This window comes from Rathayibacter rhapontici, assembly GCF_001995175.1.
In the GTDB taxonomy this organism is placed as follows: domain Bacteria; phylum Actinomycetota; class Actinomycetes; order Actinomycetales; family Microbacteriaceae; genus Rathayibacter.
Genome location: NZ_MUKN01000069.1, coordinates 1 through 19,782, shown reverse-complemented (window position 1 = coordinate 19,782; position 19,782 = coordinate 1). Strand labels below are relative to the sequence as shown.

Genomic DNA, 19,782 nt, shown 5'->3' with positions numbered 1-19,782 from the left:
GAGGACGGGCGACGACGTCGAGAGCGCAGGAGTGGTCGTACTCGAGCTCGAGTACGACGACTTCCGAGGAGTGGGGGCGGGGCGGGGCGTCAGCGACCGTCACCAGGGTGGCGAAGAGCTCGGGGGCGCGGCGGTCGACGAGGCGGCCGCCGAGGCGGATGCCGAGCACGGCGGCGAGGCCGCCGACGACCAGGGCGAGCGCCAGCGACACGAGTCCGAGGGCGACGTCGTCACCGACGAGCGAGATCGCTCCGACGATGATCGACGGCAGCGACAGCAGCGCGGTCGCGCCCATGCTGGCGAGCATCACGACGCTCGAGATCATGCCCGAGCCCGGAGGCGTCTTGAGCGGGCTGTCGCCCGGCGCGGGCACGGGGTAGACGACCAGCGCCGACGCGATGCTCGACACTCCGAAACCGCTCAGCACGAGGGCGAGCGAGAGCCCCAGGATCGCGGGGATCGCCTCCGGACGCCCCGCGTAGACGCAGGTGCCGACGGCGACGATCACCACGGCGGGGACGCCCACGATCGCGGCGGCGATGACGCGGCCGGCGCGGTCGGCCGCCCCCGTCACTCCGGCGCTGACGTGCGCGGCCCAGGCAGTGCCGTCGTAGGAGACGTCGGCGCAGAGGGTCACTCCGAAGATCAGGCCGATGAAAACGGCCGAGAAGATCGCGATGGTGCTTCCTCCGCCGCCGATCGCGCCGTAGAAGACGGTGAGGACGACGATCGCCGGCACGACGAGGAGGCCGCGGCTGTAGCGCGGGTCGCGCCACCAGTAGCCGAGGGCGCGGGCGGCGATCGCTCCGGTCGGGGTGCCGGGGAAGCGGCCGAAGAGGCCGATGCCGGCGGATCCGGAGGAGGTGCCGGACGCCGAGGCGGCCGGCTCCCGCAGGGCGCGGCGCAGCGCGCGCGACCAGGCCCACACGACGACGGCGAGGGTGGCGACCCCGATCGCGAAGCGGGCGAGCGCGGCGGGCCACTCCCCCGCGACGATCGAGCCGGGCACCGCCCAGATCGCGCCGAGCGGCGACCAGCCCAGGGCCGAGGCGACCACGGGCAGGACGTCGACGCCCTCCTGGATCACGCTCATCACTCCGATCAGGAGGGGACCGAGCAGGATCATGACGACGAGCACCACGCCGCCGATCACCTCTCGGTAGCGGCGGCTCGAGCCGAGACCCGTGGTGAGGGCGCCGATGAGACGCGACGCCACGACGCAGGTGGCGACTCCGATCACGGCGCAGACGAGCGCGGGCAGGATGCCGATCGGCGCGCTCCACCAGGCTGCTGCGGACGCGAGGGCGCCCAGCGTGGTGACGATGCCGGGGATGCCCGCGAGGCCCGCCGCCGCGAGGCCGAGCATCAGGGTCCTCAGCGGGATCGGGAAGGTGGCGAGCGTCGAGAGGTCGAGGCTCTGATCCGAGCCGGACACGAAGATCGGGCCCAGAACCCAGCCCAGCAGCAGCACGGAGCCGCCGAGCACGATCGCGGCGTTCACAAGCGCGGGATCCGTGCCGCCGAGCGCGACGAGGCCGACGACGACGAGGCCCAGGACGAAGACCGCGTAGAGCCCCCCGAAGATCACCCCGATCAGCTGCCACACGTTGCGCGTGAGCGCGTTGCGCAGCAGCAGCAGGCGGAGCCTCAGGAGATGCGCAACCATGCCGGGCCCTCCTGGTGGGTGCGGCCGCCGACGAGCTCGACGAAGCGCTCCTCGAGGCTCGAGCCCGCACGCACCTCGTCGAGGGTGCCCGCCGCGAGGACGCGGCCGTCGGCGATGACGGCGACGCGGTCGCACATCCGCTCGACCAGGTCCATCGAGTGGCTCGAGACGATGACGGTGCCGCCGGAGGCGACGAAGCCGGTGAGGATGTCGCGGATGTTCGCCGCCGACACCGGGTCGACCGACTCGAACGGCTCGTCGAGCACCAGGAGTCGCGGGGCGCGCACGAGCGCGCAGGCGAGCGCGATCTTCTTGGTCATGCCCGCGGAGTAGTCGACGACGAGGGTGCGATCGGCCGGGTCGAGGCCGAGCAGCGCCAGCAGGTCGCCGGCGCGCTCGAGGACGGTCGGGCGGTCGATGCCGCAGAGGAGGCCGTAGTAGGTGATGAGCTGGAGTCCGGTGAGGCGGTCGAACAGCTTCACTCCGTCAGCCAGCACGCCGATGAGGCGCTTGGCCTCGAGCGTCCGCGTCCAGACGTCGACCTCGTGGATCGTGACCACGCCCTCGTCGGGACGGAGCAGCGCGGTCGCCATCGAGAGCGTCGTCGTCTTGCCCGCGCCGTTGGGGCCGACCAGGCCGAAGAAGGAGCCGGCGGGCACGTCGAGGTCGATGCCCTTGACCGCCTCCTTGTCGCCGAAGCGCTTGCGCAGGCGCGGATCCGCAGGGCGGTCTCGCCGGAGCGGCCCGACGCCTCCGGAGCGGCCCACGCGGGAGCCGCGGCGGTCCCGTCGGTCGCCCCGTCGCCGGGCGTGGAGCCGTTCGTCCCGTCCATGAGAATCCCTTCGGTGCACGACCGCGGGCCGCGGTGGGCGGCCGCTCGCTCCACGGTAGCCAGGGGGTTCGGCCCGAGGCATCCGCCTCGGGAGGGATCCGGCACCGGAGGGATCCGCCGCGCCTACGCTGACTCCATGCCCACCCTCCTCCTCGTCCGGCACGGACGCACCACCGCGAACACCGCCGGGATCCTGGCCGGCCGCACCGCCGGGGTCCGGCTCGACGACGTCGGACGCGCGCAGGCCGTCCGCACCGGCGAGCGCCTCGCGGCGGTACCGCTCGCGGCGCTCGTGACGAGCCCGCTCGAGCGCTGCCGCCAGACCTCGCGCGCGATCCTCGACCGGCAGGAGGCGCCCCCGGAGCCCGTCGTCGAGAAGGGCGTCACCGAGGCTGACTACGGGCAGTGGTCGGGGCGGCACCTGCGCGACCTGGCGAAGGAGCCGCTGTGGTCGACGGTGCAGAACCAGCCGTCGGCGGTCGTGTTCCCGGGCGGAGAGGGGCTCGCGGCGATGCAGGCGCGCGCGGTCGCGGCGATCCGGAGGCACGACGCGGCGGTCGCGGAGCGGCACGGACTAAGCGCGGTGTGGGCGGCGGTCAGCCACGGCGACACGATCAAGGCGATCCTGGCCGACGCGCTCGGAATGCACCTCGACCTCTTCCAGCGGCTGTCGGTCGGTCCGGCGTCGGTGTCGATCATCCGCTACGGCGCGGGACGGCCCGAGGTCGTCGCGATGAACACGGAGGCGGGCGACCTCGGCTGGCTGCGGGCGGCGGCGGCCCCCGCGGTCGATGCCCCGGTAGGCGGCGGGGCGGGCCACGAGTAGGTCCCTCCCTCTGATCCCGCTCAGCCCGGGCCCGGGAAGCGGCTCCTAGACTGGGGACATGCCTCTCGTCCACGCGTTCGACTGGCCCGACCGGATCGTCGTCGGCACCGTCGGCTCGCCCGGTTCGCGCTCCTTCTACCTCCAGGCCCGCACCGGGCCCCGCGTGGTGAGCGTCGGACTCGAGAAGCAGCAGTCCGCGCTGCTCGCCGAGAAGATCGACGAGATCCTCGACCAGCTGATGGCCGCGGAGGGCAACCCGGCGAGCGTCCCGGCCGGCACCCCCGCCGAGCTCGTCGACAACGAGCCGCTCGACCAGCCGGTGGAGCCGGAGTTCCGGGTCGGCGGGCTCAGCCTCGGCTGGGACCCGACCACCGCGCAGATCGTGATCGAGGCGTTCCCGCTGACCGAGGCCGACGAGTCGGCCGAGGAGGCGGAGCCCGAGGAGATGGTCGTGCTGCGGATCCCCGTCGGGACCGCGCGCGCCTTCGCCAAGCGCACCCTCGAGGTCGTGGGCGCCGGGCGCCCGCTGTGCCCGCGCTGCGGCGATCCGATGGACCCCGACGGGCACGACTGCCCGCTCGCATGAGCGACGGCGCGGAGCCGACCGACGGCGAGCTCATGAGCGGCGCTCTCGAGCTCACCGGCCGGATCACCACGGCCTCCAACGCCACGTTCCTCGCGCGGATCGGCGGCACCTCCGTCGTCTACAAGCCCGTGTCCGGCGAGAAGCCGCTCTGGGACTTCCCCGACGGCGACCTCGCGGGCCGGGAGGCGGCCGCGTACCTCGCCTCCGAGGCGCTGGGCTGGAACGTGGTGCCGCGCACGTGGCTCCGCGACGGGCCTCTCGGCCCCGGCATGGTGCAGCTCTGGCAGGACATCGACCCCGAGCAGGACGCGGTGGACCTCGTGCCGTCGGCCGAGGTCGCCGAGGGCTGGCGGCACGTGCTCGACGGCAGCGACGAGGACGACCGCGACGTCTCGCTCGTGCACGAGGACTCGGCGGCGCTGCGGCGGATGGCGGTCTTCGACGTGGTCGTCAACAACGCGGACCGCAAGGGCGGGCACGTGCTCGCCATGCCCGACGGGCACCGCTACGGCGTCGACCACGGCCTGACGTTCCACGTCGAGCACAAGCTGCGCACGGTGCTCTGGGGCTGGATCGGCGAGCCGCTGACGGCCGACGAGATCGACGCGCTGGGACGCCTCCGGAGCGCGGTGGACGGGCCGCTCGGCGCGGCGCTGTCGGAGCTGCTGCTGGACGAGGAGATCGAGGTGCTGGGGCGGCGCTGCGACCGGCTGCGCTCCTCCGGCCGGTTCCCCGCCCCTCGGGGTGGCATGCCCGCGGTGCCGTGGCCGCTGTTCTGACGCGCGGCGCTCGACCCGGCGGGGCCTAGAAGGCCCAGCCGCGGCCGAACATCTCGTCGCCCGTCGCGCGCCCGCCGTCGGAGCGGTCGCGCGAGCCGAGGTACGAGCTCACCACCGCCGCGCCGAGGTCGTCGGCCTCGGGGTTCACGACCGTGCCGCCGGCCCGACGCGCGAGCGAGTCGAGGAACCGTGCGAGCCCGGGGTCGTCGCCGAGGCGGAAGAACGTGGTGTGCGCGCCGAGCCGCACGGAGGCGTCGAGCTCGCGCACCGAGACGGCGATCGTCATCGCGTCGGGCGGGTAGTCGAAGAAGACGTCGCCGGCAGGCTCGAGGTGCGCGGTCGGCTCGCCGTCGGTGACGATCAGCAGCACCGGCTGCGCGTTCGGGTGCTTGCGGAAGTGCCGGTTGGCCAGCAGCAGGGCGTGGTGCAGGTTCGTGCCCTTCTCCCACTCGGCGTCGAGGCCGACGAGCTGCTCGATGCCCATCACCTCCGCCTGACGTCCGAACGCGATCATCTGCAGCTCGTCGCCGCGGAACCGGCTCGTGATGAGCGTGTGGAGGGCGAGGGCGGTGCGTTTCATCGGCACCCAGCGGCCGTCCATCGCCATCGAGAAGGAGGTGTCGACGAGCAGCGCGACGCAGGCCTGCGTGCGCGCCTCCGTCTCCTGCACCTCGACGTCGCCTATTTCGATGCGCACGCCGGATGCGGTGGAACGGCCCTCGCCGGCCGTGCGGGTGAGCGCGTTGGTGATCGTGCGCGGGAGGTCCCAGGCCTCGGTGTCGCCGAACTCCCAGGCGCGCGTGGCTCCGGAGCGCTCGCCCGCGGCGCCCGCCCGGCGCACGTCGCGCGCGCCCTGGCGGCCCGACATCGTGTCGGCGATGTCGCGCAGCAGCGACTTGCCCAGCTGGCGCATCGCCTTGGGGCTGAGGGCGAGCGAGCCATCGGAGCCGCGGCGCAGGGTGCCGGAGTCGCGCAGCGCCCGCTCGAGCTGCTTCAGGGTCTGCGCGTCGACCGCCGCGTCGCCGCCGAGGCGTCGGGCGAGCAGGTCGAGATCGAGGTCGTCGAGCTGCGAGCCGTTCTGCGACTGCGCGAGCTGGTCGGCGAGCGCGTCGAGGTCGGCGAGCTCCTGGAACACGCCGGTGCCGTCGCCGAGACCGAGCCCCTGCTCGCCGTCCATCCGCTCAGAGCCGCCCCAGTCCTCGCCGGGGCGCAGGCCCCGCAGGGTCTCGTCGAGCCTGCCGAGCGACTGCATCAGCTCGGGGGTGCCGAAGGCCTGCTGCGCGAGGGCGTCGAGCTCGTCGCGCTGCTCCTGGGTCAGGGAGTTGCGCATCCGCTGCGCCGCGGCCGCCCGGGCGGCGAGGGCGTCGATCAGCTCGTCGACGGTGCGGGGGTTCTCGGGGAAGTACTCGCCGTGCTGCGCCAGGAACGCGTCGAACTGCTCCGGAGTGTCCTCGCCGCGGGCGTGCGCCTCGAGCAGGTCGTTGAGGTCGCGGAGCATGGCGTCGATCGCGGCGCGGTCCTCGTCGCTCGCGTTCTCGAGGGCCTGCTTCATGCCGGCGAAGCGCTGCTCGAGCATCTCGGCGCCGAGGAGCTGCTTGATCCGCTCGAAGTCGGCCCGCGCCTCGGGGCTCCGCCACGAGTAGTCGCCGAGCTCGGAGACGGCCGCGGCGGCGGACGGCGGGAGGCTGTCGAGCTGGATCTCGGCGAGCGCCCGGTCGCCGTCGTCCGTCTGCGTGTCGCGGGCCAGCTGCTTGCGCTCGGCGAGGACCGCCTTGTCGAGCAGCTCGCGGACCTCGCGGAGCGTTCCGTCGAGGTTGTGCTTCTGCGCGAGGTCGCGCCGGCGCTCGGCGACCCGCTGCCCCAGGTCGTCGAGACCGAAGGTGTCGCGGCCTCCGCGACGCAGGAACTCGCGGAGGGCGCGCTCGGGCGAGGTGCCGGCCATGACATCCTGGCCGATCGCCTCGAGGGCCTCGGCGAGGTCGACAGGCGGGGCCAGCGGATCCGGTCCGCCGCGGTACTCGGAGTAGCGCGCGTCGCGGTGCAGGCGGCGGTTGGTCCGGCGCGCCGGCTCAGCCATACACGGCCTCGCCGCCGCCGGTCTCCTTGCTCAGGCGCCGCGAGAGGTAGAGGCCCTCGAGGGCCAGCTCGACGGCTCCGGCCCGCTGCCCCTCGTTCGTCGCGCCCAGGCGCTCGGCCAGGTCCTCGTAGACGGTGGCCTCGCCCAGCAGCGGGAGGCCGGCGAGGAACTCGCGCGCGGTCACCTGCTCGCCTGTCGTGATCATGGCGCCGTCCTCGACGGCGGTGACGAGCGGACCGAGGTCGATGCCGCGCAGGTGCGCGCGCACCGTCTCGGCGGTGGCCTGGCGCAGGAGGTGCTCGAGGATCTCCTCCTCGCGCCCCTCCTCCCCCGACTCGAACTCGATCTTGCCGCCGAGCACGTCGACCGCCGTCTCGAGGTCGATGGGGCGCGCGACGGCCTCGGCCTCGCCCCGCCGGGTGGCGCGGTGCAGCGCGGCCGCGGCGATCGTCTCGGCGCCGGCGATGGCGAAGCGGGCGCTCACTCCGCTGCGCTGGTCGACGGAGCTCGACTCGCGCAGGGCCCGGGTGAAGCGGGCGAGGATCTCGATGAGCGCGTCGGGCACGGTCGCGACGAGGTCCGCCTCCTGCCGGATCACGGCGATCTCGTCGTCGAGCTCGGTCGGGTAGTGCGTGCGGATCTCGGCGCCGAAGCGGTCCTTCAGCGGAGTGATGATGCGGCCGCGGTTCGTGTAGTCCTCGGGGTTCGCGCTGGCGACGACGAGCACGTCGAGCGGCAGGCGGAGGACGTAGCCGCGGATCTGGATGTCGCGCTCCTCCATCACGTTCAGCATCGCGACCTGGATGCGCTCGGCGAGGTCCGGCAGCTCGTTGATCGCGACGATGCCGCGGTGACTGCGCGGGATGAGGCCGAAGTGGATGGTCTCGGGGTCGCCGAGGCTGCGGCCCTCGGCCACCTTCATCGGGTCCACGTCGCCGATCAGGTCGGCGACGCTGGTGTCGGGCGTGGCGAGCTTCTCGACGTAGCGCTCCTCGCGCGAGCGCCAGGAGACCGGCAGGTCGTCGCCGAGCTCCTCGGCGCGGCGGATGCTCACCGTGGTGATCGGCTCGTAGGGGTGCTCGCCGAGCTCGGAGCCGGCGATGACCGGCGACCACTCGTCGAGGAGGCCGTTGAGGGTGCGCAGGAGCCGGGTCTTGCCCTGGCCGCGCTCGCCCAGCAGCACGATGTCGTGACCGGCGATCACCGCGCGCTCGACCTGCGGGATCACGGTGTCGGCGAATCCGTGGAGCCCCGGCCACGGGTCGCGGCCCTCGCGCAGGGCGTCGAGCAGGTTGTCGCGGATCTCGGTGCGGAGGCTCTTCTGCACGTGCCCGGAGGCGCGGAGCTGGCCGAGGGTCTGGATCGTCGGACGCATCACCTCGGCAACGCTACGCCTGGGCGATGGCGCGTGGCGGAGGTGTGCGGAAGTCGGCCGGGCCGGGACGGGTGATGCGCTATTCGCCCCCCTCGTCCAGGGCACTTGCCGTGCGGGCCGCGCCGGAGTAAGTTCCTTGATGATCAAACTACATCGCGCGTAACGGGTTACCCGACCTCGACCGCACATCCCCCTCTGGCCGCATCCGAAGCGCCGGCGAGGGCGCACCAACACTCCTCAACCGGCCTCCCTGGATCTTCGGCCGGACCCGCCCCCACCCCGAGAAGAGGCGCAGCCGTGCCCGAAAACGCTGCCACCGAGACCCTGACCGTCCTCCGCGACCTGCTCGACGCGCTCGAGACGCCCGGCGCCCTGAATCCGGGGTTCGCCGCGCACCTCGGTGCGCAGGTGCGCGCCGCCCTCGGCGACGGGCAGCACTCCCTGCTGGTGCGCCAGGCCGCCTGAGCTCGGGCGTCACACCCGCCCGGTGAAGGCCGTCCGTCGGCCGACGATCGTCAGGAGCAGCGCGAGCGCTCCGAGCACCGCCATCAGCACCGGCAGCACGAGTGCGTCGAACGACCCCAGGAGCACCGCCCCGAGGATGCCCGCGGCGAAGATCGCGAGGTTGAACGCGACCGGCAGGAACGCGTTCGCGACGTCGGAGTCGGCTCCGCCCGCCTTCGTCAGCGCGGCCTGCAGCTGAGCGGACGCGCCGCCGAAGCCGAGGCCCCAGAGCACGGCGCCGGCGATGATCGCGGTGCCCGAGTCACCGGCGAGCAGCAGGAGCACGGCGGCGAGCACGAACACGGCGACGCTGCCGTGCAGCAGCGGGCGCGACCAGCGGTCGATCAGGAGCGCCGTGAGCGCGACTCCGGCGACCGAGGCGATTCCGTAGACGAGCAGCGTCATGTCGGCACCGAGGCCCGAGCCGGTCTCGCGCAGGTACGGCGCGATGTAGGTGTAGATCGTGTTGTGGGCGAGCATCCAGACGGCGATGACCGCGAGGACGATCACGATGCCCGGCTTCGCGACGACGCGGGCGAGCGGCAGGCGCGAGGACGCCTCCTGGCCCGGCGCGTCGGGGACGACCAGGACGATCAGCACGAGCACGAGGACGGCCACGAGCGAGAGGCCGCCGAACGACCAGCGCCAGTCGAACGCGGTGCCGAGCCACGCGCCGAGCGGGGTGCCGAGGGCGAAGCCGAGCGGGGCGCCGGTCGAGACGACGGCGAGGGAGAGGCCGCCGCGGCTCTCGGGGCTGATCCGGCGGCCGTACGCGGCGAGCATGCCCCAGATCACGCCGGTGAAGGCACCGGCGACGAAGCGCGAGACGAGCGAGACGGTCACGTCGCCCGAGAGGGCGGTGACGGTGTTGGCGACCACGAGACCGGCGATCGCCGTGAGGATCAGCGGCTTCCTCCGGAACCCGCGGGTCAGGCTGATCGCCGGCACGGTGACGATGACGGTGCCGAGCGCCCAGACGCTGACGAACTGGCCGACGACGCCCTCGCTCGTGACCATGCCGTCGGCGATCACCGGGAGCAGTCCCGCGGGCATCGTCTCGGCCGCGACGAGGACGAAGCCCATCGCGGCGAGGATCATCAGGGCGGCCCAGGGCATGCGCTCGGAGGCGGCGCGGGGCACGGTGGCGGTCGGGGCGGTGGCGGTCACGGCGGGGGTCCTCACTCGGCGGTCGCGCGGGCGCGCTCGACGACGCCCTCGGTCGCGGCCCAGCTGGCGAGCAGGCGCAGTCCCTCGTCGGAGGGGCTGCCGGGGACGGCGGGGTAGACGGTGATCGAGTGCCCGGGATCCTGGTCGAGCTCGATGGCCTGGAAGGTCAGCTCGAGGAGCCCGACGACCGGGTGCCGGAACTGCTTGCGGCCGGCGTAGTGGCGCCGCACGTCGTGCGCGGCCCAGCGGGTCCGGAACTCCTCGCTCCGCATCGACAGCTCGCCCACGAGTTCGGCGAGCTGCCTGTCGTGCGGGCTGCGGCCGGCGTCGCGCCGCAGGATCGCGACGTTCACGTTCGCCGCGCGCTCCCAGTCGGGGTAGAAGTCGTGCGCGCGGGGGTCGAGGAAGATGAAGCGGGAGTGGTTCGCGGGGCGCTGCGGCCCCCGGTACATCTCGGAGTAGAGGGCGAAGCCGAGCGCGTTGGCGGCCAGCATGTCCATCCGGTTGTTCGTGATGAAGGCGGGGGCGCCGGTGATCGCGTCGAGCAGGTACTGCAGCTCGGGGCGCACGGTCGCGCCGACCACCGCCGGGCGGACGCGACGGGCGGTCGGAGCCGCGGCGCGGGCGAGGTCGTACAGGTGGTCGCGCTCGGCGGGGTCGAGGCCCAGCGCCCTCGAGATCGCGTCGAGGACACTGTCGGAGACGCCCTCGAGGTTCCCGCGCTCGAGGCGGGTGTAGTAGTCGACGCTCACGCCGGCGAGGCGGGCGACCTCCTCGCGACGGAGCCCGGGCACCCGGCGCCGACCGCCGATCGGCTCCACGCCGGCCTGCTCGGGGCTGATGCGCCCGCGGCGGGAGGCGAGGAACTCGCGGATCTCGGCTCGGTTGTCCATGCGTCGAACGCTACGGGGGTGCCGGGCGGGGGTGGGAGTGTCTGCTGGACCCCGTCTCGGGAGGGCCCTGGCACGGCTGCGGCGGTGTCCCTTCACTGGGAGCGTCCCCCTCCGACCGCCGCGCGGAACGGAGGACCCCGAGAAGAGGAGCACTATGCGCGCCACCCTGATGTACGGATCCGGCGACGTCCGCGTCGTCGAAGTCCCCCATCCCGAGATCCTGGAGCCGACCGACGCGATCCTGCGCGTCACGTACGCGTGCGTCTGCGGATCCGATCTGCACCCGTACCACGACCTCGAGGACACCCCCGAGGGTCGGCGCATGGGCCACGAGGCCATCGGGGTCGTCGAGCGGATCGGCTCGGACGTCGCCTCCCTCGAGGTGGGCGACACGGTGATCGTCCCCTTCGCCTGGTCCGACGGCACGTGCGCGTTCTGCCGCGACGGTCTCACCACCTCGTGCGTGCACGGCGGCTTCTTCGACGGCGCCGCGTCGGCCACGCAGGCCGAGAAGCTGCGCGTCCCGTTCGCCGACCGCACCGCCGTCGTGATCCCCGAGGGGACGGACGAGGCGCTCATGCCCTCGCTGCTGACCCTCTCGGACGTCTACCTGACCGGCCACCACGCCGCGGTGCGCGGGGGCGTCGGCCCGGGGACGACGGTCACGGTCATCGGAGACGGCGCGGTCGGGCTCTCGGCCGTCCTCGCGTCGAAGCAGCTGGGCGCCGAGACGATCATCCTGATGGGTCGGCACACCGACCGCACCGACCTGGGCCGGTCGTTCGGAGCGACGCACGTGGTCGCCGAGCGCGGCGAGGAGGGCGTCGCCGAGGTGCTGGAGATCACCGGGGGCGAGGGGTCGCACGTGGTCCTCGAGGCCGTGGGGCACCTGCCCGCCTACGAGCAGGCGTACGGCGTCCTCCGCCCCGGTGGCGTCCTCTCGCGCGTGGGCGTGCCGCAGTACGAGGAGGCTCCGATCGGATTCGCGTCGCTGTTCGGCAAGAACGCGACGCTCACCGGAGGACCGGCGACGGTGCGCGCGTATCTCGAGGCCGCGATCCCGCAGGTGCTCGACGGCACGATCGACCCCGGGCGGGTGTTCGACCGCGAGCTGCCGCTGTCCGAGATCGCCGAGGCCTACCGGCTGATGGACTCGCGCGAAGCGCTCAAGGTGCTCATCCGCCCCTGACCCGGGCGGGCGGCCGTCGGAACGGGGGCGGCTCCCCGAATCGGGGGCCCGCTCGGTCGACGGCGGAGCGTCGAGGCTCGACGAGGGCGGGTGGTCGGGTCGTGACGCGGCGGCCGGTGGGAGTGGTCCAGTCCGCTCGGCCGTCGGGCTGGAGCACGTAGGTCCAGCGATCGCCGTGGCGGACGTGGTGGTGGCTCACGCAGAGCGAGGCGAGGTTCTCGAGCGCCGTCTCGCCTCCGTTGCGCCACTCGAGGGTGTGGTCGGCGTCGGCGGACGCCGCGGAGCGGGTGCAGCCGGGGAACCGGCAGGTCCGGTCGCGCAGCTGGAGCGCGAGCCTCATCCGGGGCGGGGGCACTCGGTGCGTGCGGCCCACCGAGACGACGGTGCCGGATTCCGGATCGGTCAGGACGCGCGTCAGGGTGGCCGACTCGACCATCAACCCTCGCGCGAGCTCGGCGGGGACGAGGCCGTAGCCGTCGAGCTCCGCGGGGGCCTCGTCGCACCCGGCGGCCGTGCTCGCGGCGAGGGTCAGGCGCACCTCCGCGCGCACTCCCGGAACGAAGGTCGGCGCGACGCCGTCTGCGCCGGGGCCGGGGCCCGCACCGGTGACCTCGCCGTCGCACAGCAGGTCGGCGCACGCGTCCGCGCGGAGCTGCGCGAGGGTCCGCTCGTCGCCGATACGGGTGCCCGCCTCGTCGGCAGCACCGCCGGGAGCACGGTCGGCAGCACCGTCGCGGAGGGAGCGGGCGATGCGGTCGAGGCGGTGGTAGGCGCCGAGTGCCACGGTCGCGGGCAGCAGCGCGCAGAGGGTCGCCATGCCGTCGATCTCCGGGCTGACCCAGACGGAGCGGTCCTCCCGTGCGCGGGCGTGCCGCTGGGCGAGCGGCTGCTCGTGCAGCTCGTCCCGGAGCCGGGCCACGACCCTCCGCAGCTGCGTCGGCGTCGAGGAGAGGGCGGCCTCGGCCGCGCGCTCGTCGAACTCGGCCCGGGAGCCGGCGGGCAGCGTGCTCGCGACCGCGCAGATCACCTCGCCCGACTCCCAGAGGATCCGGGCCTCCGCCAGCGCGGCGCGGGTGCGCGGGAGGTCCTCGACGAGCAGCTGAGCCTGCTCGAGCAGACGGGAGGCCGCCCGCTCCGAGACTCCGAGCGCGACCGCGATCTCGGCTCGGACGGACCGCTCGACGAGATCGCTCGCCTCGCTGCCGGACAGTCCGTCGCCGCGAGCGTACGACTCCGGAACCGCGAGCGCCGCCCGATGCGCCGCGTGCAGCGCCACCGCCCTGGCGAGGAGCACCGGCGCGGTCGACCGCGCGAGGCGCGCGGCGAGATCGGAGAGGGCCCGGACCGGGTCGGTCCCGACCTGCGCGGCCTCGTCTGGTTCTGTCATACGCGTATTCCACCAGGCGCCTCTGACATCTCCTCACGTCCATCACCGTTGCGGGACGGATCGAGCGGATCGAGTCCCTGTGGAGGAGTTGCTCGTGCGGACGGCGCCGCGGAACAGGAGCGGCGTCCCACGACCGCCCCTGCGAGAATCCCTCCCATGACGGAGCGTGGACCGGAGCCGCAGCGCACCTCCCCCGCCATGGCGGACCTGGCCTTCTCGCTCGGCGTCGCCGGCGTCCTCCTGACCTCCTCGTGGTGCGCCGCGGTGTACGTGATCGGTGATCGTGCCAACGCGGCGCTCCTGATGCTGGCCGCCCTCGTCGACCTGCTCGCACTCGTGCTCGGTCTCGCCGTGATCGCAGTGGGATCGGGGCGAGCTCCCCGGGTGGGCCTCAAGCGCGGCGTTCTCGCGCTCGTTCCCGCGGTGATGCTGGTGTTCTCGCCGCTCCTCCTGTTCCTGGCCGCTCTCGTCCTCCGACCGGCATCGTGAATCCGGCGGGCGCCGGACCTACAGTGGAGGCATGCATGCGACGCTGCGATTTCCCAGCCCTCGACCGGTCACCGGTCGTGCAGGGCTGAGCGTGCGCGCGTAGATCAGTCCGCGCGCCGGGTCGGTCGAGGGGTCTCCCCCTTCACTCCGACTCGAAATGGACTGCCATGCCCTCCTACCTCTCCGCCGATGACCTCGGCTCCTCGCTCGCTCTCCGGGACTTGAGTGATCCCGCGCAGGGCGAGCACGCCCTGCAACTCCTCCTCGCCGCCGTCACGGAGGCGCTCGCCGAGACCTGGGGCGTACCCGCCACGACGGTGCGCGCAAGTCCCCTGGTCGCCGTGGAGGACAACTACGACCGGCTCGGCTTCGACGCCTCCGCGGTCACCCGCGATCAGCGGTACTCGCGGTACGTCAGCGAGACCGTGATGCTCCGCACCCACACGTCCGCGATGATCCCGCCGCTGCTCCGGGGCCTCGCCGGCGCGGAGTCGGGCGGCGATCACGACCGCCTCCACGTGCTGCCCGGTCTCGTCTACCGCCGTGACTCCATCGACCGCACGCACGTCGGCGAGCCGCACCAGGTCGACCTCTGGCGTGTGACGAACACGGCGCGGATGACGACGGCCGATCTGGACGGCATGCTCGGCGCCGTGGTCGACGCCGTGCTGCCGGGCGCCCGATGGCGAGCGGTCCCCGCGGAGCATCCGTACACGACCGACGGGCGCCAGCTCGACGTGCAGGTCGGCGGCGACTGGCTCGAACTGGGCGAATGCGGGCTGATCGATCCCGGGCTGCTCCTGCGATCGGGGCTCGACCCGGCCGTCTGGTCGGGTCTCGCCCTCGGGATGGGTCTGGACCGCGCGCTCATGCTGAGGAAGCGGATCGACGACATCCGGGTGCTGCGCGCGAGCGATCCGCGCATCCGGGAGCAGATGGCCGACCTCGAGCCCTGGCGTCCGGTCTCGTCCCTGCCCTCGGTGCGCCGGGACATCTCCGTCGTCGTGGACCGCGACGACGACGAGGAGGTCCTCGGGGATCGGATCCGCGCCGCTCTCGGAGTCGACGCCGCGGCGATCGAGAGCGTGCGCGTCCTCGCCACGACGGCCGGTGAGCTCCTGCCCGATCGTGCCCGGGAGCGGCTCGGGATCCGAGAGGGGCAGGTCAACGCGCTCGTCCGCATCGTCCTCCGCCCGCTCGACCGGACGCTCACCGACGACGAGGCGAACGTCCTCCGGAACCGGGCCTACCTGGCCGTCCACCGCGGGCCGCACCTCGAGCTGATCTGATCCGTGCAGATCCCATCCGTGCTGATCTGATCCGTGGCGGGCGAGCTCAAGCCTGGGCGGCGACGAACTCGCGGAGGGCCTGCACGACGAGGGCGTGGTCGTCGAGGGAGGCGAGGCCCGAGACGGTCGCCGCGGCGACCACTCCGACGCCGCGCACCCGGATCGGGACCGAGCCGCCGGTGACGGCGTACTCCGGGCCGAGCCAGCCGCGATCGGCCGGATCGGTGCCCGCCGCGGTGAAACGGGCGTCGGCGAGGGCGCTGCTGGTCTCGAGGCGGAGGACCACGGCCGACTTGCGGGCGATCCACGACTCCTGATCGGGAGTGCTGCCGGGCAGCGCGGCGCGGAAGAGGAGGAGGCCGGGGCGGCGGATGTCGACGGCGACCGCCGCTCCGGCCTCCCGGGCGAGCTCCGTGATGCGGGAGCCGAGCTGCCACGCGGTCGTGTGGTCGAAGGAGTCGAGCACGAGGTCGCGCTCCTGCTGCTCGAGCTCGGCGATGAGCGCCGCGAGGCCCTCGGCGGTGCTGCTGTCGGTCACGGTGTCCTCCTGCGCGTCGTCCCCGGTGAAGCCGACCACCTCGCCGCCCCTCGGCGGTCGCGACGCGCCGGAGGAGGCGTCAGCGCCCCTCGTACTCGTCGTCGGTGATGTGCTCGGCCCAGACCGTGCTCGCAGCCGGATCGTCCGCGCTCTCGAACAGGGCGAGGTGCTCCATGAAGACGCCGGGAGCGCTCGCGTGCCAGTGCTCCTCGCCGGGCGGGGTGTAGAGGGTCTGCCCGGCGCGGAGCTCGAGGATCGTGCCGTCGCGAGTGCCGAAGCGCGCGACTCCCTGCGTCACGTGCAGGTACTGGCCGCGGGCGTGCGAGTGCCAGGCCGTGCGGGCGCCGGGAGCGAAGCGGACGCGTCCGAGCGTCGCTCGCTGGTCGGGATCGTGCGGCACGGCGAGGAGGTCGAGCCAGACGTCGCCGACGAACTGCTCGGGCGGGTTCTTGACAGTGGGTGCGGCAGGTTCGATGTTCACGAGGTCCTCTCGGCAGTGGCGTGGTCAGTGCGGTGATCGGAGCGGGAGCAGGCGCACGGTCGCCGAGACCAGGCCCTCCCCGAGCATGGGCGCCAGGTAGGGGCTGCCCGCGTACTTCTCGCGGTAGGCGGCGTCGACCGCGTCGCGCAGCGCGGGGTCGGCCTGCTCGAAGGCGACCTCGTGCTCGGCGCCGGCCGCCCGGATGCGCCCGGCGCCCTGCTCGACAGCGGAGCGGTACCAGCGCGAGCGCTGCCCGTTCCAGGCGCGGACGACGAGATCGTCTCGGACGACGACCGACCAGATCCAGGTGGGGGTGCCGTACGTCGCTCCGTCGGCGCGGAAGGGCGAGACGTGCAGGTCGTCGAAGGCGGCGATCGCCGCGAGGGTCGTCCGGTTCCAGGTCATTCGGAGCTCCTCGGTGTCGGGGGCGGGACGAGGCGCGGCGCGGCGAGGTCGCGACCGGCAGACGGCTCCTCCCGGTGCCTCGTCGCCCACCAGGACGCCAGCAGCGTCAGCGCGTCGGCGCTCGGCGAGCCGGGCTCGGCGCTGTAGATCAGGAAGTTCAGGCCCGGATCGCCCATCGGCTCGAAGGCCTCGTAGCTGAGGTGCAGGTCGCCGACGACCGGGTGGTGGAAGAACTTGGCGCCGCTCGCGTGGTGGCGGACGTCGTGGGCACCCCAGCGCCGGCGGAACTCGTCGCTCCGGGTCGAGAGCTCGCCGACGAGGGCCTGAAGGCCCGCGTCGTCGGGCGTGCGGCCGGCCTCGGTGCGCAGGATGCCGACGCTGATGTCGGCGGCCGCCGCCCAGTCGGGGTGGAACCGCTCGGAGAGGTCGCGCCGGAGGAAGGTGTAGCGCGCGAGGTTCACCGGGCGCTCGGGATGCTCGCGGGCGCGTACTCGTCGGCGTAGAGGGCGCGGAACAGCTCGTTCTCGGCGAGGACGTCGAGGCGGCCGTTGCGGAGGAAGGCCGGCGCCGTGGTGATCGATTCGACCGCCAGGCGGAGCGAGGGCCGGACCCCGACCGCGCGCCGCGGGCGCGACGCGACGGCGTGCCTCCGGAGGCGCGGGCCAGGTCGAACAGGTGGGCGCGCTCGGCGTCGTCGAGCCGGAGCGCCGCGGCGAGCGCCTCGAGCACCGACTCGGAGGCTCCGCGCAGGTCGCCGCGCTCGAGGCGCGAGTAGTACTCGATGCTCACGCCCGCCAGCTGCGCGACCTCGCTCCGGCGCAGGCCCGGGACGCGGCGGACGCCTCCGGAGGGCAGCCCGACGCGGTCGGGCGACAGGCGGGCGCGGCGGGAGACGAGGAAGTCCTTCACCTCGGGATCGTGGGGCATGGGGCTCACGCTACGTCGCGACTCCGCTCGGTGGGATGCCCTGCGGGAACACCTCTGGACAGAACCTCTCGACTCCGGTCTGGGGAGGAGTTGTCTGGATTCGCGCGCCCCGTCCCCGCGCCGCGAGAGGATCGCTCCATGCCCGTCACCACGACCCCCACCGCCCCGTGAGCGCCGTCGAGCGGCCCGCCGGCATGACCCGCGGACTCACCCTCCTCTTCGCGATCGCCGGGGGCGCGGCGGTCGGCAACCTCTACTGGGCGCAGCCGCTGCTCGGCGTGATCGGGGCGACCTTCGACGTCTCCCCCGGCTCCGCGGGACTGCTCGTGACGGTGACGCAGGTCGGCTACGCGATCGGGGTGTTCCTCCTGGTGCCGCTGGGCGACACCCTCGACCGCCGGCGCCTGATCCCGGCGCTGATGGCGCTGGCGGCCGTGTTCCTGGCCGTCACCGCGCTCGCACCGGCGTTCCCGGTGCTGCTCGCGACGCTCGCCCTGATCGGCGTGACGACCGTGGCCGGGCAGCTGCTCACTCCGCTCGCCGGCGACCTCGCCACGGACGAGCAGCGGGGGCGCGTGCTCGGCACGGTCGCCTCCGGACTGATGCTCGGCCTGCTGATCTCGCGCGCGATCAGCGGGATCCTCGCGGACCTGCTCGGCTGGCGCTCGGTCTTCGGCCTCGCCGCCGCGCTCGTCCTGGTGCTGGCGATCGTGATGGCCCGCCGTCTCCCGCGCCTGCCTCCGCGCGAGAGAGTGCGGTACGGGACGCTCCTCGCCTCGGTGCTGCGCACGGTCGCGGGCAGTCGGACGGTGCGCGTGACCGTGCTGATCGGGGCGTCGGCCATGTGCGCGTTCACGCTGTTCTGGACGGGCCTGACCTTCCTCCTGGGCGCCGAGCCCTTCTCGTACTCGGCCACCGCGATCGGACTCGTGAGCCTCGTCGGCATCGCGGGCGCGGTCTCGGCGCAGCGGGTCGGGCGCCTCTACGACCGCGGTCTGTCGCTGCCGGCGATCGGAGCGGGGCTCGCGGTGGCGCTGGTCGGCGTCGTGATCGCAGGCCTCGGAGCGACGTCGATCGTGGTCGTGCTGATCGCGGTGGCGGTGTTCTCGATCGGGCTGCAGGGCGTGCAGGTGCTCGCGCAGACGCGCATGCTCTCGATCGATCCGTCGGCGCGGAGCCGGTTGAACACGGTGTACATCGTGGGCAACTTCACGGGGGGCGCGATCGGATCGGCGCTCGCGGGCGTGCTGTGGCAGGCGGGCGGGTGGACGGCGCTGATGCTGGTCGCGGCGTCGGTGCTGGGCTTCGGGCTCACGGTGTGGGCGGTGCAGCGGACGCGGGCTCTGGCGGGGTGAGGGGTGCTGCCGCGCGGTCCCGGCGTCTCCGCGCGCCGGCGAGTGGACCCGGAACGGGGCCTGGACAGGCAGCGCACCCCGGTTCGCGCCCGGTCGTCGACGCGGGCACGCGCGAGTGGACCCGGGACGGGGCCCGTCCGAGCCGCACGGCCCGGTCCGCGCCCACTCGACGACAAGGGCACTCGTGAGTGGACTCGGAACGGGCTCTGATCGAGCCGCGCGGCCCGGTTCGCGTTCGAGTCGTCGACGCGGATGCGCACGAGTGGACCCGGGACAGGGCCCGACCGAGCCGCACGGCCCGGTCCGCGCCCACTCGAGGACGCCGGGCACAGCGGCCCGCCGGCTCAGCGCCGGTCGAGCCGCGGAGCGTCGGCCAGCAGCCGCCGCGTGTACTCCGACGCCGGCGACCGCAGCACCGCCGCGGCCTCCCCCGACTCCACCACGCGGCCGTCGCGCATCACCGCGATGAAGTCGCTCATGTGCGCGATCACCCCGAGATCGTGCGAGATCAGCAGCAGCGCCAGGCCGTGCCTGCGTTGCAGGTCGTCGAGCAGGTCGAGGATCTGCGCCTGCACCGAGACGTCGAGCGCCGACACCGGCTCGTCGCAGATCAGCACGTCGGGGCGCGTGGCCAGGGCGCGCGCGATCGACACCCGCTGGCGCTGCCCGCCCGAGAGGGTGCGCGGCGAGCGCTGCGCCAGCGCCGGAGCCAGGCCCACCCGCCCCAGGAGCTCGCCGACGTCGCCGGCACCCGCGTCGCGCAGCAGGCGGCCCACGCTCCAGCGCGGGTCGAACGACGACTGGCTGTCCTGGTAGACGGCTCCGATCCGCGGGCGGAGCGGTCGGCGCTCGCGCTCGCTCGCCGACGACCACGGGCGGCCGAGGAACTCGACGCTCCCCTCCTCCGGTCGCCGCAGCGCCAGCAGCAGCCGCGCCACCGTGCTCTTGCCCGATCCCGACTCGCCGACGACCCCGAGGGTCTCGCCGCGCCGCAGCTCGAGGCCGACGCCGTCGACG

21 protein-coding genes and 1 pseudogene are annotated in these 19,782 nt (G+C 73.7%); 8 read left to right on the top strand and 14 right to left on the bottom strand.

The annotated features are described in order from the left end of the window. Nucleotides 1-1,666, bottom strand: a 1,666-nt coding sequence (locus tag B0T42_RS16820) for a hypothetical protein (RefSeq protein WP_077224192.1), incomplete at its 3' end; no start/stop codon positions are given. Beyond that, entirely contained in the window at nucleotides 1,648-2,433 is a 786-nt protein-coding gene (locus B0T42_RS16815; protein ID WP_236720367.1) for an ABC transporter ATP-binding protein, read from the bottom strand. The genes B0T42_RS16820 and B0T42_RS16815, both read right to left, overlap by 19 nt. Before the next feature lie 201 nt (nucleotides 2,434-2,634). Between B0T42_RS16815 and B0T42_RS16810 the strand changes: the two genes are divergently transcribed. Genes B0T42_RS16810 through B0T42_RS16800 form a run of 3 tightly spaced genes read left to right on the top strand, consistent with a single transcriptional unit; the run spans nucleotide 2,635 to nucleotide 4,689 of the window. After that, a complete protein-coding gene (locus B0T42_RS16810) occupies nucleotides 2,635-3,324 on the top strand; it encodes an MSMEG_4193 family putative phosphomutase (protein ID WP_077224190.1) in 690 nt (229 codons plus the stop codon). Nucleotides 3,325-3,382: 58 nt separating this feature from the next. Continuing rightward, entirely contained in the window at nucleotides 3,383-3,910 is a 528-nt protein-coding gene (locus B0T42_RS16805; RefSeq protein WP_055789760.1) for a DUF3090 domain-containing protein, read from the top strand. Continuing rightward, nucleotides 3,907-4,689, top strand: coding sequence for an SCO1664 family protein (locus B0T42_RS16800; protein ID WP_077224189.1), 783 nt, complete (start codon nucleotides 3,907-3,909; stop codon nucleotides 4,687-4,689). The genes B0T42_RS16805 and B0T42_RS16800 overlap by 4 nt, the downstream gene beginning before the upstream one ends. A 25-nt stretch (nucleotides 4,690-4,714) precedes the next feature. Here B0T42_RS16800 and B0T42_RS16795 read toward each other — a convergent pair whose 3' ends face one another. Beyond that, a complete protein-coding gene (locus B0T42_RS16795) occupies nucleotides 4,715-6,766 on the bottom strand; it encodes a vWA domain-containing protein (protein WP_077224188.1) in 2,052 nt (683 codons plus the stop codon). After that, complete coding sequence (locus tag B0T42_RS16790) at nucleotides 6,759-8,141, bottom strand: magnesium chelatase ATPase subunit I (protein WP_077224187.1); 1,383 nt, start codon at nucleotides 8,139-8,141, stop codon at nucleotides 6,759-6,761. Before B0T42_RS16790 ends, B0T42_RS16795 begins: the two co-directional genes overlap by 8 nt. Nucleotides 8,142-8,438: 297 nt before the next feature. Here B0T42_RS16790 and B0T42_RS20235 point away from each other — a divergent pair, with 297 nt between their 5' ends. Continuing rightward, nucleotides 8,439-8,606 (top strand): hypothetical protein, encoded by a 168-nt coding sequence (locus B0T42_RS20235; RefSeq protein ID WP_158078168.1) that lies wholly within the window; start codon nucleotides 8,439-8,441, stop codon nucleotides 8,604-8,606. Nucleotides 8,607-8,615: 9 nt separating this feature from the next. On the opposite strand, the gene B0T42_RS16785 is transcribed toward B0T42_RS20235, so the two are convergent. Next, nucleotides 8,616-9,812: an MFS transporter gene (locus B0T42_RS16785; RefSeq protein WP_236720366.1), complete on the bottom strand. Its 1,197-nt coding sequence runs from the start codon at nucleotides 9,810-9,812 to the stop codon at nucleotides 8,616-8,618. Between the two features lie 11 nt (nucleotides 9,813-9,823). Next, nucleotides 9,824-10,705 carry a helix-turn-helix transcriptional regulator gene (locus B0T42_RS16780; RefSeq protein ID WP_077224186.1) on the bottom strand — a complete coding sequence of 294 codons (882 nt, stop codon included), beginning with the start codon at nucleotides 10,703-10,705 and terminating at the stop codon, nucleotides 9,824-9,826. A 154-nt stretch (nucleotides 10,706-10,859) separates the two neighbouring features. Here B0T42_RS16780 and B0T42_RS16775 point away from each other — a divergent pair, with 154 nt between their 5' ends. Further along, nucleotides 10,860-11,894, top strand: a complete 1,035-nt coding sequence (locus B0T42_RS16775) for a zinc-binding dehydrogenase (protein WP_077224185.1) — start codon at nucleotides 10,860-10,862, stop codon at nucleotides 11,892-11,894. On the opposite strand, the gene B0T42_RS16770 is transcribed toward B0T42_RS16775, so the two are convergent. Next, nucleotides 11,881-13,281: an HNH endonuclease signature motif containing protein gene (locus tag B0T42_RS16770; RefSeq protein ID WP_077224184.1), complete on the bottom strand. Its 1,401-nt coding sequence runs from the start codon at nucleotides 13,279-13,281 to the stop codon at nucleotides 11,881-11,883. The two genes, B0T42_RS16775 and B0T42_RS16770, sit on opposite strands and share 14 nt — an antisense overlap. Nucleotides 13,282-13,437: 156 nt before the next feature. Between B0T42_RS16770 and B0T42_RS16765 the strand changes: the two genes are divergently transcribed. Continuing rightward, a complete protein-coding gene (locus tag B0T42_RS16765) occupies nucleotides 13,438-13,770 on the top strand; it encodes a hypothetical protein (RefSeq protein WP_139344554.1) in 333 nt (110 codons plus the stop codon). 167 nt (nucleotides 13,771-13,937) lie between these two features. Then, nucleotides 13,938-15,059, top strand: coding sequence for a PheS-related mystery ligase SrmL (srmL, locus tag B0T42_RS16760; RefSeq protein WP_077224182.1), 1,122 nt, complete (start codon nucleotides 13,938-13,940; stop codon nucleotides 15,057-15,059). Nucleotides 15,060-15,105: 46 nt separating this feature from the next. Here the strand turns inward: srmL and B0T42_RS16755 are convergent, their stop codons facing one another. From B0T42_RS16755 to B0T42_RS22435, 6 genes and pseudogenes are all read right to left on the bottom strand, one after another. Continuing rightward, nucleotides 15,106-15,636 (bottom strand): heme-degrading domain-containing protein, encoded by a 531-nt coding sequence (locus tag B0T42_RS16755; RefSeq protein WP_236720365.1) that lies wholly within the window; start codon nucleotides 15,634-15,636, stop codon nucleotides 15,106-15,108. Nucleotides 15,637-15,676: 40 nt separating this feature from the next. Next, nucleotides 15,677-16,078: a cupin domain-containing protein gene (locus tag B0T42_RS16750; protein ID WP_077224181.1), complete on the bottom strand. Its 402-nt coding sequence runs from the start codon at nucleotides 16,076-16,078 to the stop codon at nucleotides 15,677-15,679. Between the two features lie 24 nt (nucleotides 16,079-16,102). After that, nucleotides 16,103-16,483 (bottom strand): DUF2255 family protein, encoded by a 381-nt coding sequence (locus tag B0T42_RS16745; RefSeq protein ID WP_077224180.1) that lies wholly within the window; start codon nucleotides 16,481-16,483, stop codon nucleotides 16,103-16,105. Next, on the bottom strand, nucleotides 16,480-16,944 hold the full coding sequence (locus B0T42_RS22445; protein ID WP_342418270.1) for an MmyB family transcriptional regulator: 465 nt from the start codon (nucleotides 16,942-16,944) through the stop codon (nucleotides 16,480-16,482). Before B0T42_RS22445 ends, B0T42_RS16745 begins: the two co-directional genes overlap by 4 nt. Next, complete coding sequence (locus B0T42_RS22440; protein ID WP_342418271.1) at nucleotides 16,941-17,060, bottom strand: MmyB family transcriptional regulator; 120 nt, start codon at nucleotides 17,058-17,060, stop codon at nucleotides 16,941-16,943. The genes B0T42_RS22445 and B0T42_RS22440 overlap by 4 nt, the downstream gene beginning before the upstream one ends. Before the next feature lie 155 nt (nucleotides 17,061-17,215). Beyond that, nucleotides 17,216-17,410: pseudogene (locus tag B0T42_RS22435) on the bottom strand (transcriptional regulator); the annotation flags it as partial. 167 nt (nucleotides 17,411-17,577) lie between these two features. Here B0T42_RS22435 and B0T42_RS16735 point away from each other — a divergent pair. After that, complete coding sequence (locus B0T42_RS16735; protein ID WP_236720364.1) at nucleotides 17,578-18,765, top strand: MFS transporter; 1,188 nt, start codon at nucleotides 17,578-17,580, stop codon at nucleotides 18,763-18,765. A 344-nt stretch (nucleotides 18,766-19,109) separates the two neighbouring features. On the opposite strand, the gene B0T42_RS16730 is transcribed toward B0T42_RS16735, so the two are convergent. Further along, on the bottom strand, nucleotides 19,110-19,782 hold a 673-nt coding region (locus tag B0T42_RS16730; protein ID WP_139344553.1), incomplete at its 5' end, for an ABC transporter ATP-binding protein.

Coding starts and splice junctions, on each gene's coding strand:
- B0T42_RS16810 (WP_077224190.1), top strand. CDS start 2,635: ATGCCCACCCTCCTCCTCGTCCGGCACGGACGCACCACCGCGAACACC.
- B0T42_RS16805 (WP_055789760.1), top strand. CDS start 3,383: ATGCCTCTCGTCCACGCGTTCGACTGGCCCGACCGGATCGTCGTCGGC.
- B0T42_RS16800 (WP_077224189.1), top strand. CDS start 3,907: ATGAGCGACGGCGCGGAGCCGACCGACGGCGAGCTCATGAGCGGCGCT.
- B0T42_RS16795 (WP_077224188.1), bottom strand. CDS start 6,766: ATGGCTGAGCCGGCGCGCCGGACCAACCGCCGCCTGCACCGCGACGCG.
- B0T42_RS16790 (WP_077224187.1), bottom strand. CDS start 8,141: ATGCGTCCGACGATCCAGACCCTCGGCCAGCTCCGCGCCTCCGGGCAC.
- B0T42_RS16780 (WP_077224186.1), bottom strand. CDS start 10,705: ATGGACAACCGAGCCGAGATCCGCGAGTTCCTCGCCTCCCGCCGCGGG.
- B0T42_RS16775 (WP_077224185.1), top strand. CDS start 10,860: ATGCGCGCCACCCTGATGTACGGATCCGGCGACGTCCGCGTCGTCGAA.
- B0T42_RS16770 (WP_077224184.1), bottom strand. CDS start 13,281: ATGACAGAACCAGACGAGGCCGCGCAGGTCGGGACCGACCCGGTCCGG.
- B0T42_RS16765 (WP_139344554.1), top strand. CDS start 13,438: ATGACGGAGCGTGGACCGGAGCCGCAGCGCACCTCCCCCGCCATGGCG.
- srmL (WP_077224182.1), top strand. CDS start 13,938: ATGCCCTCCTACCTCTCCGCCGATGACCTCGGCTCCTCGCTCGCTCTC.
- B0T42_RS16745 (WP_077224180.1), bottom strand. CDS start 16,483: ATGACCTGGAACCGGACGACCCTCGCGGCGATCGCCGCCTTCGACGAC.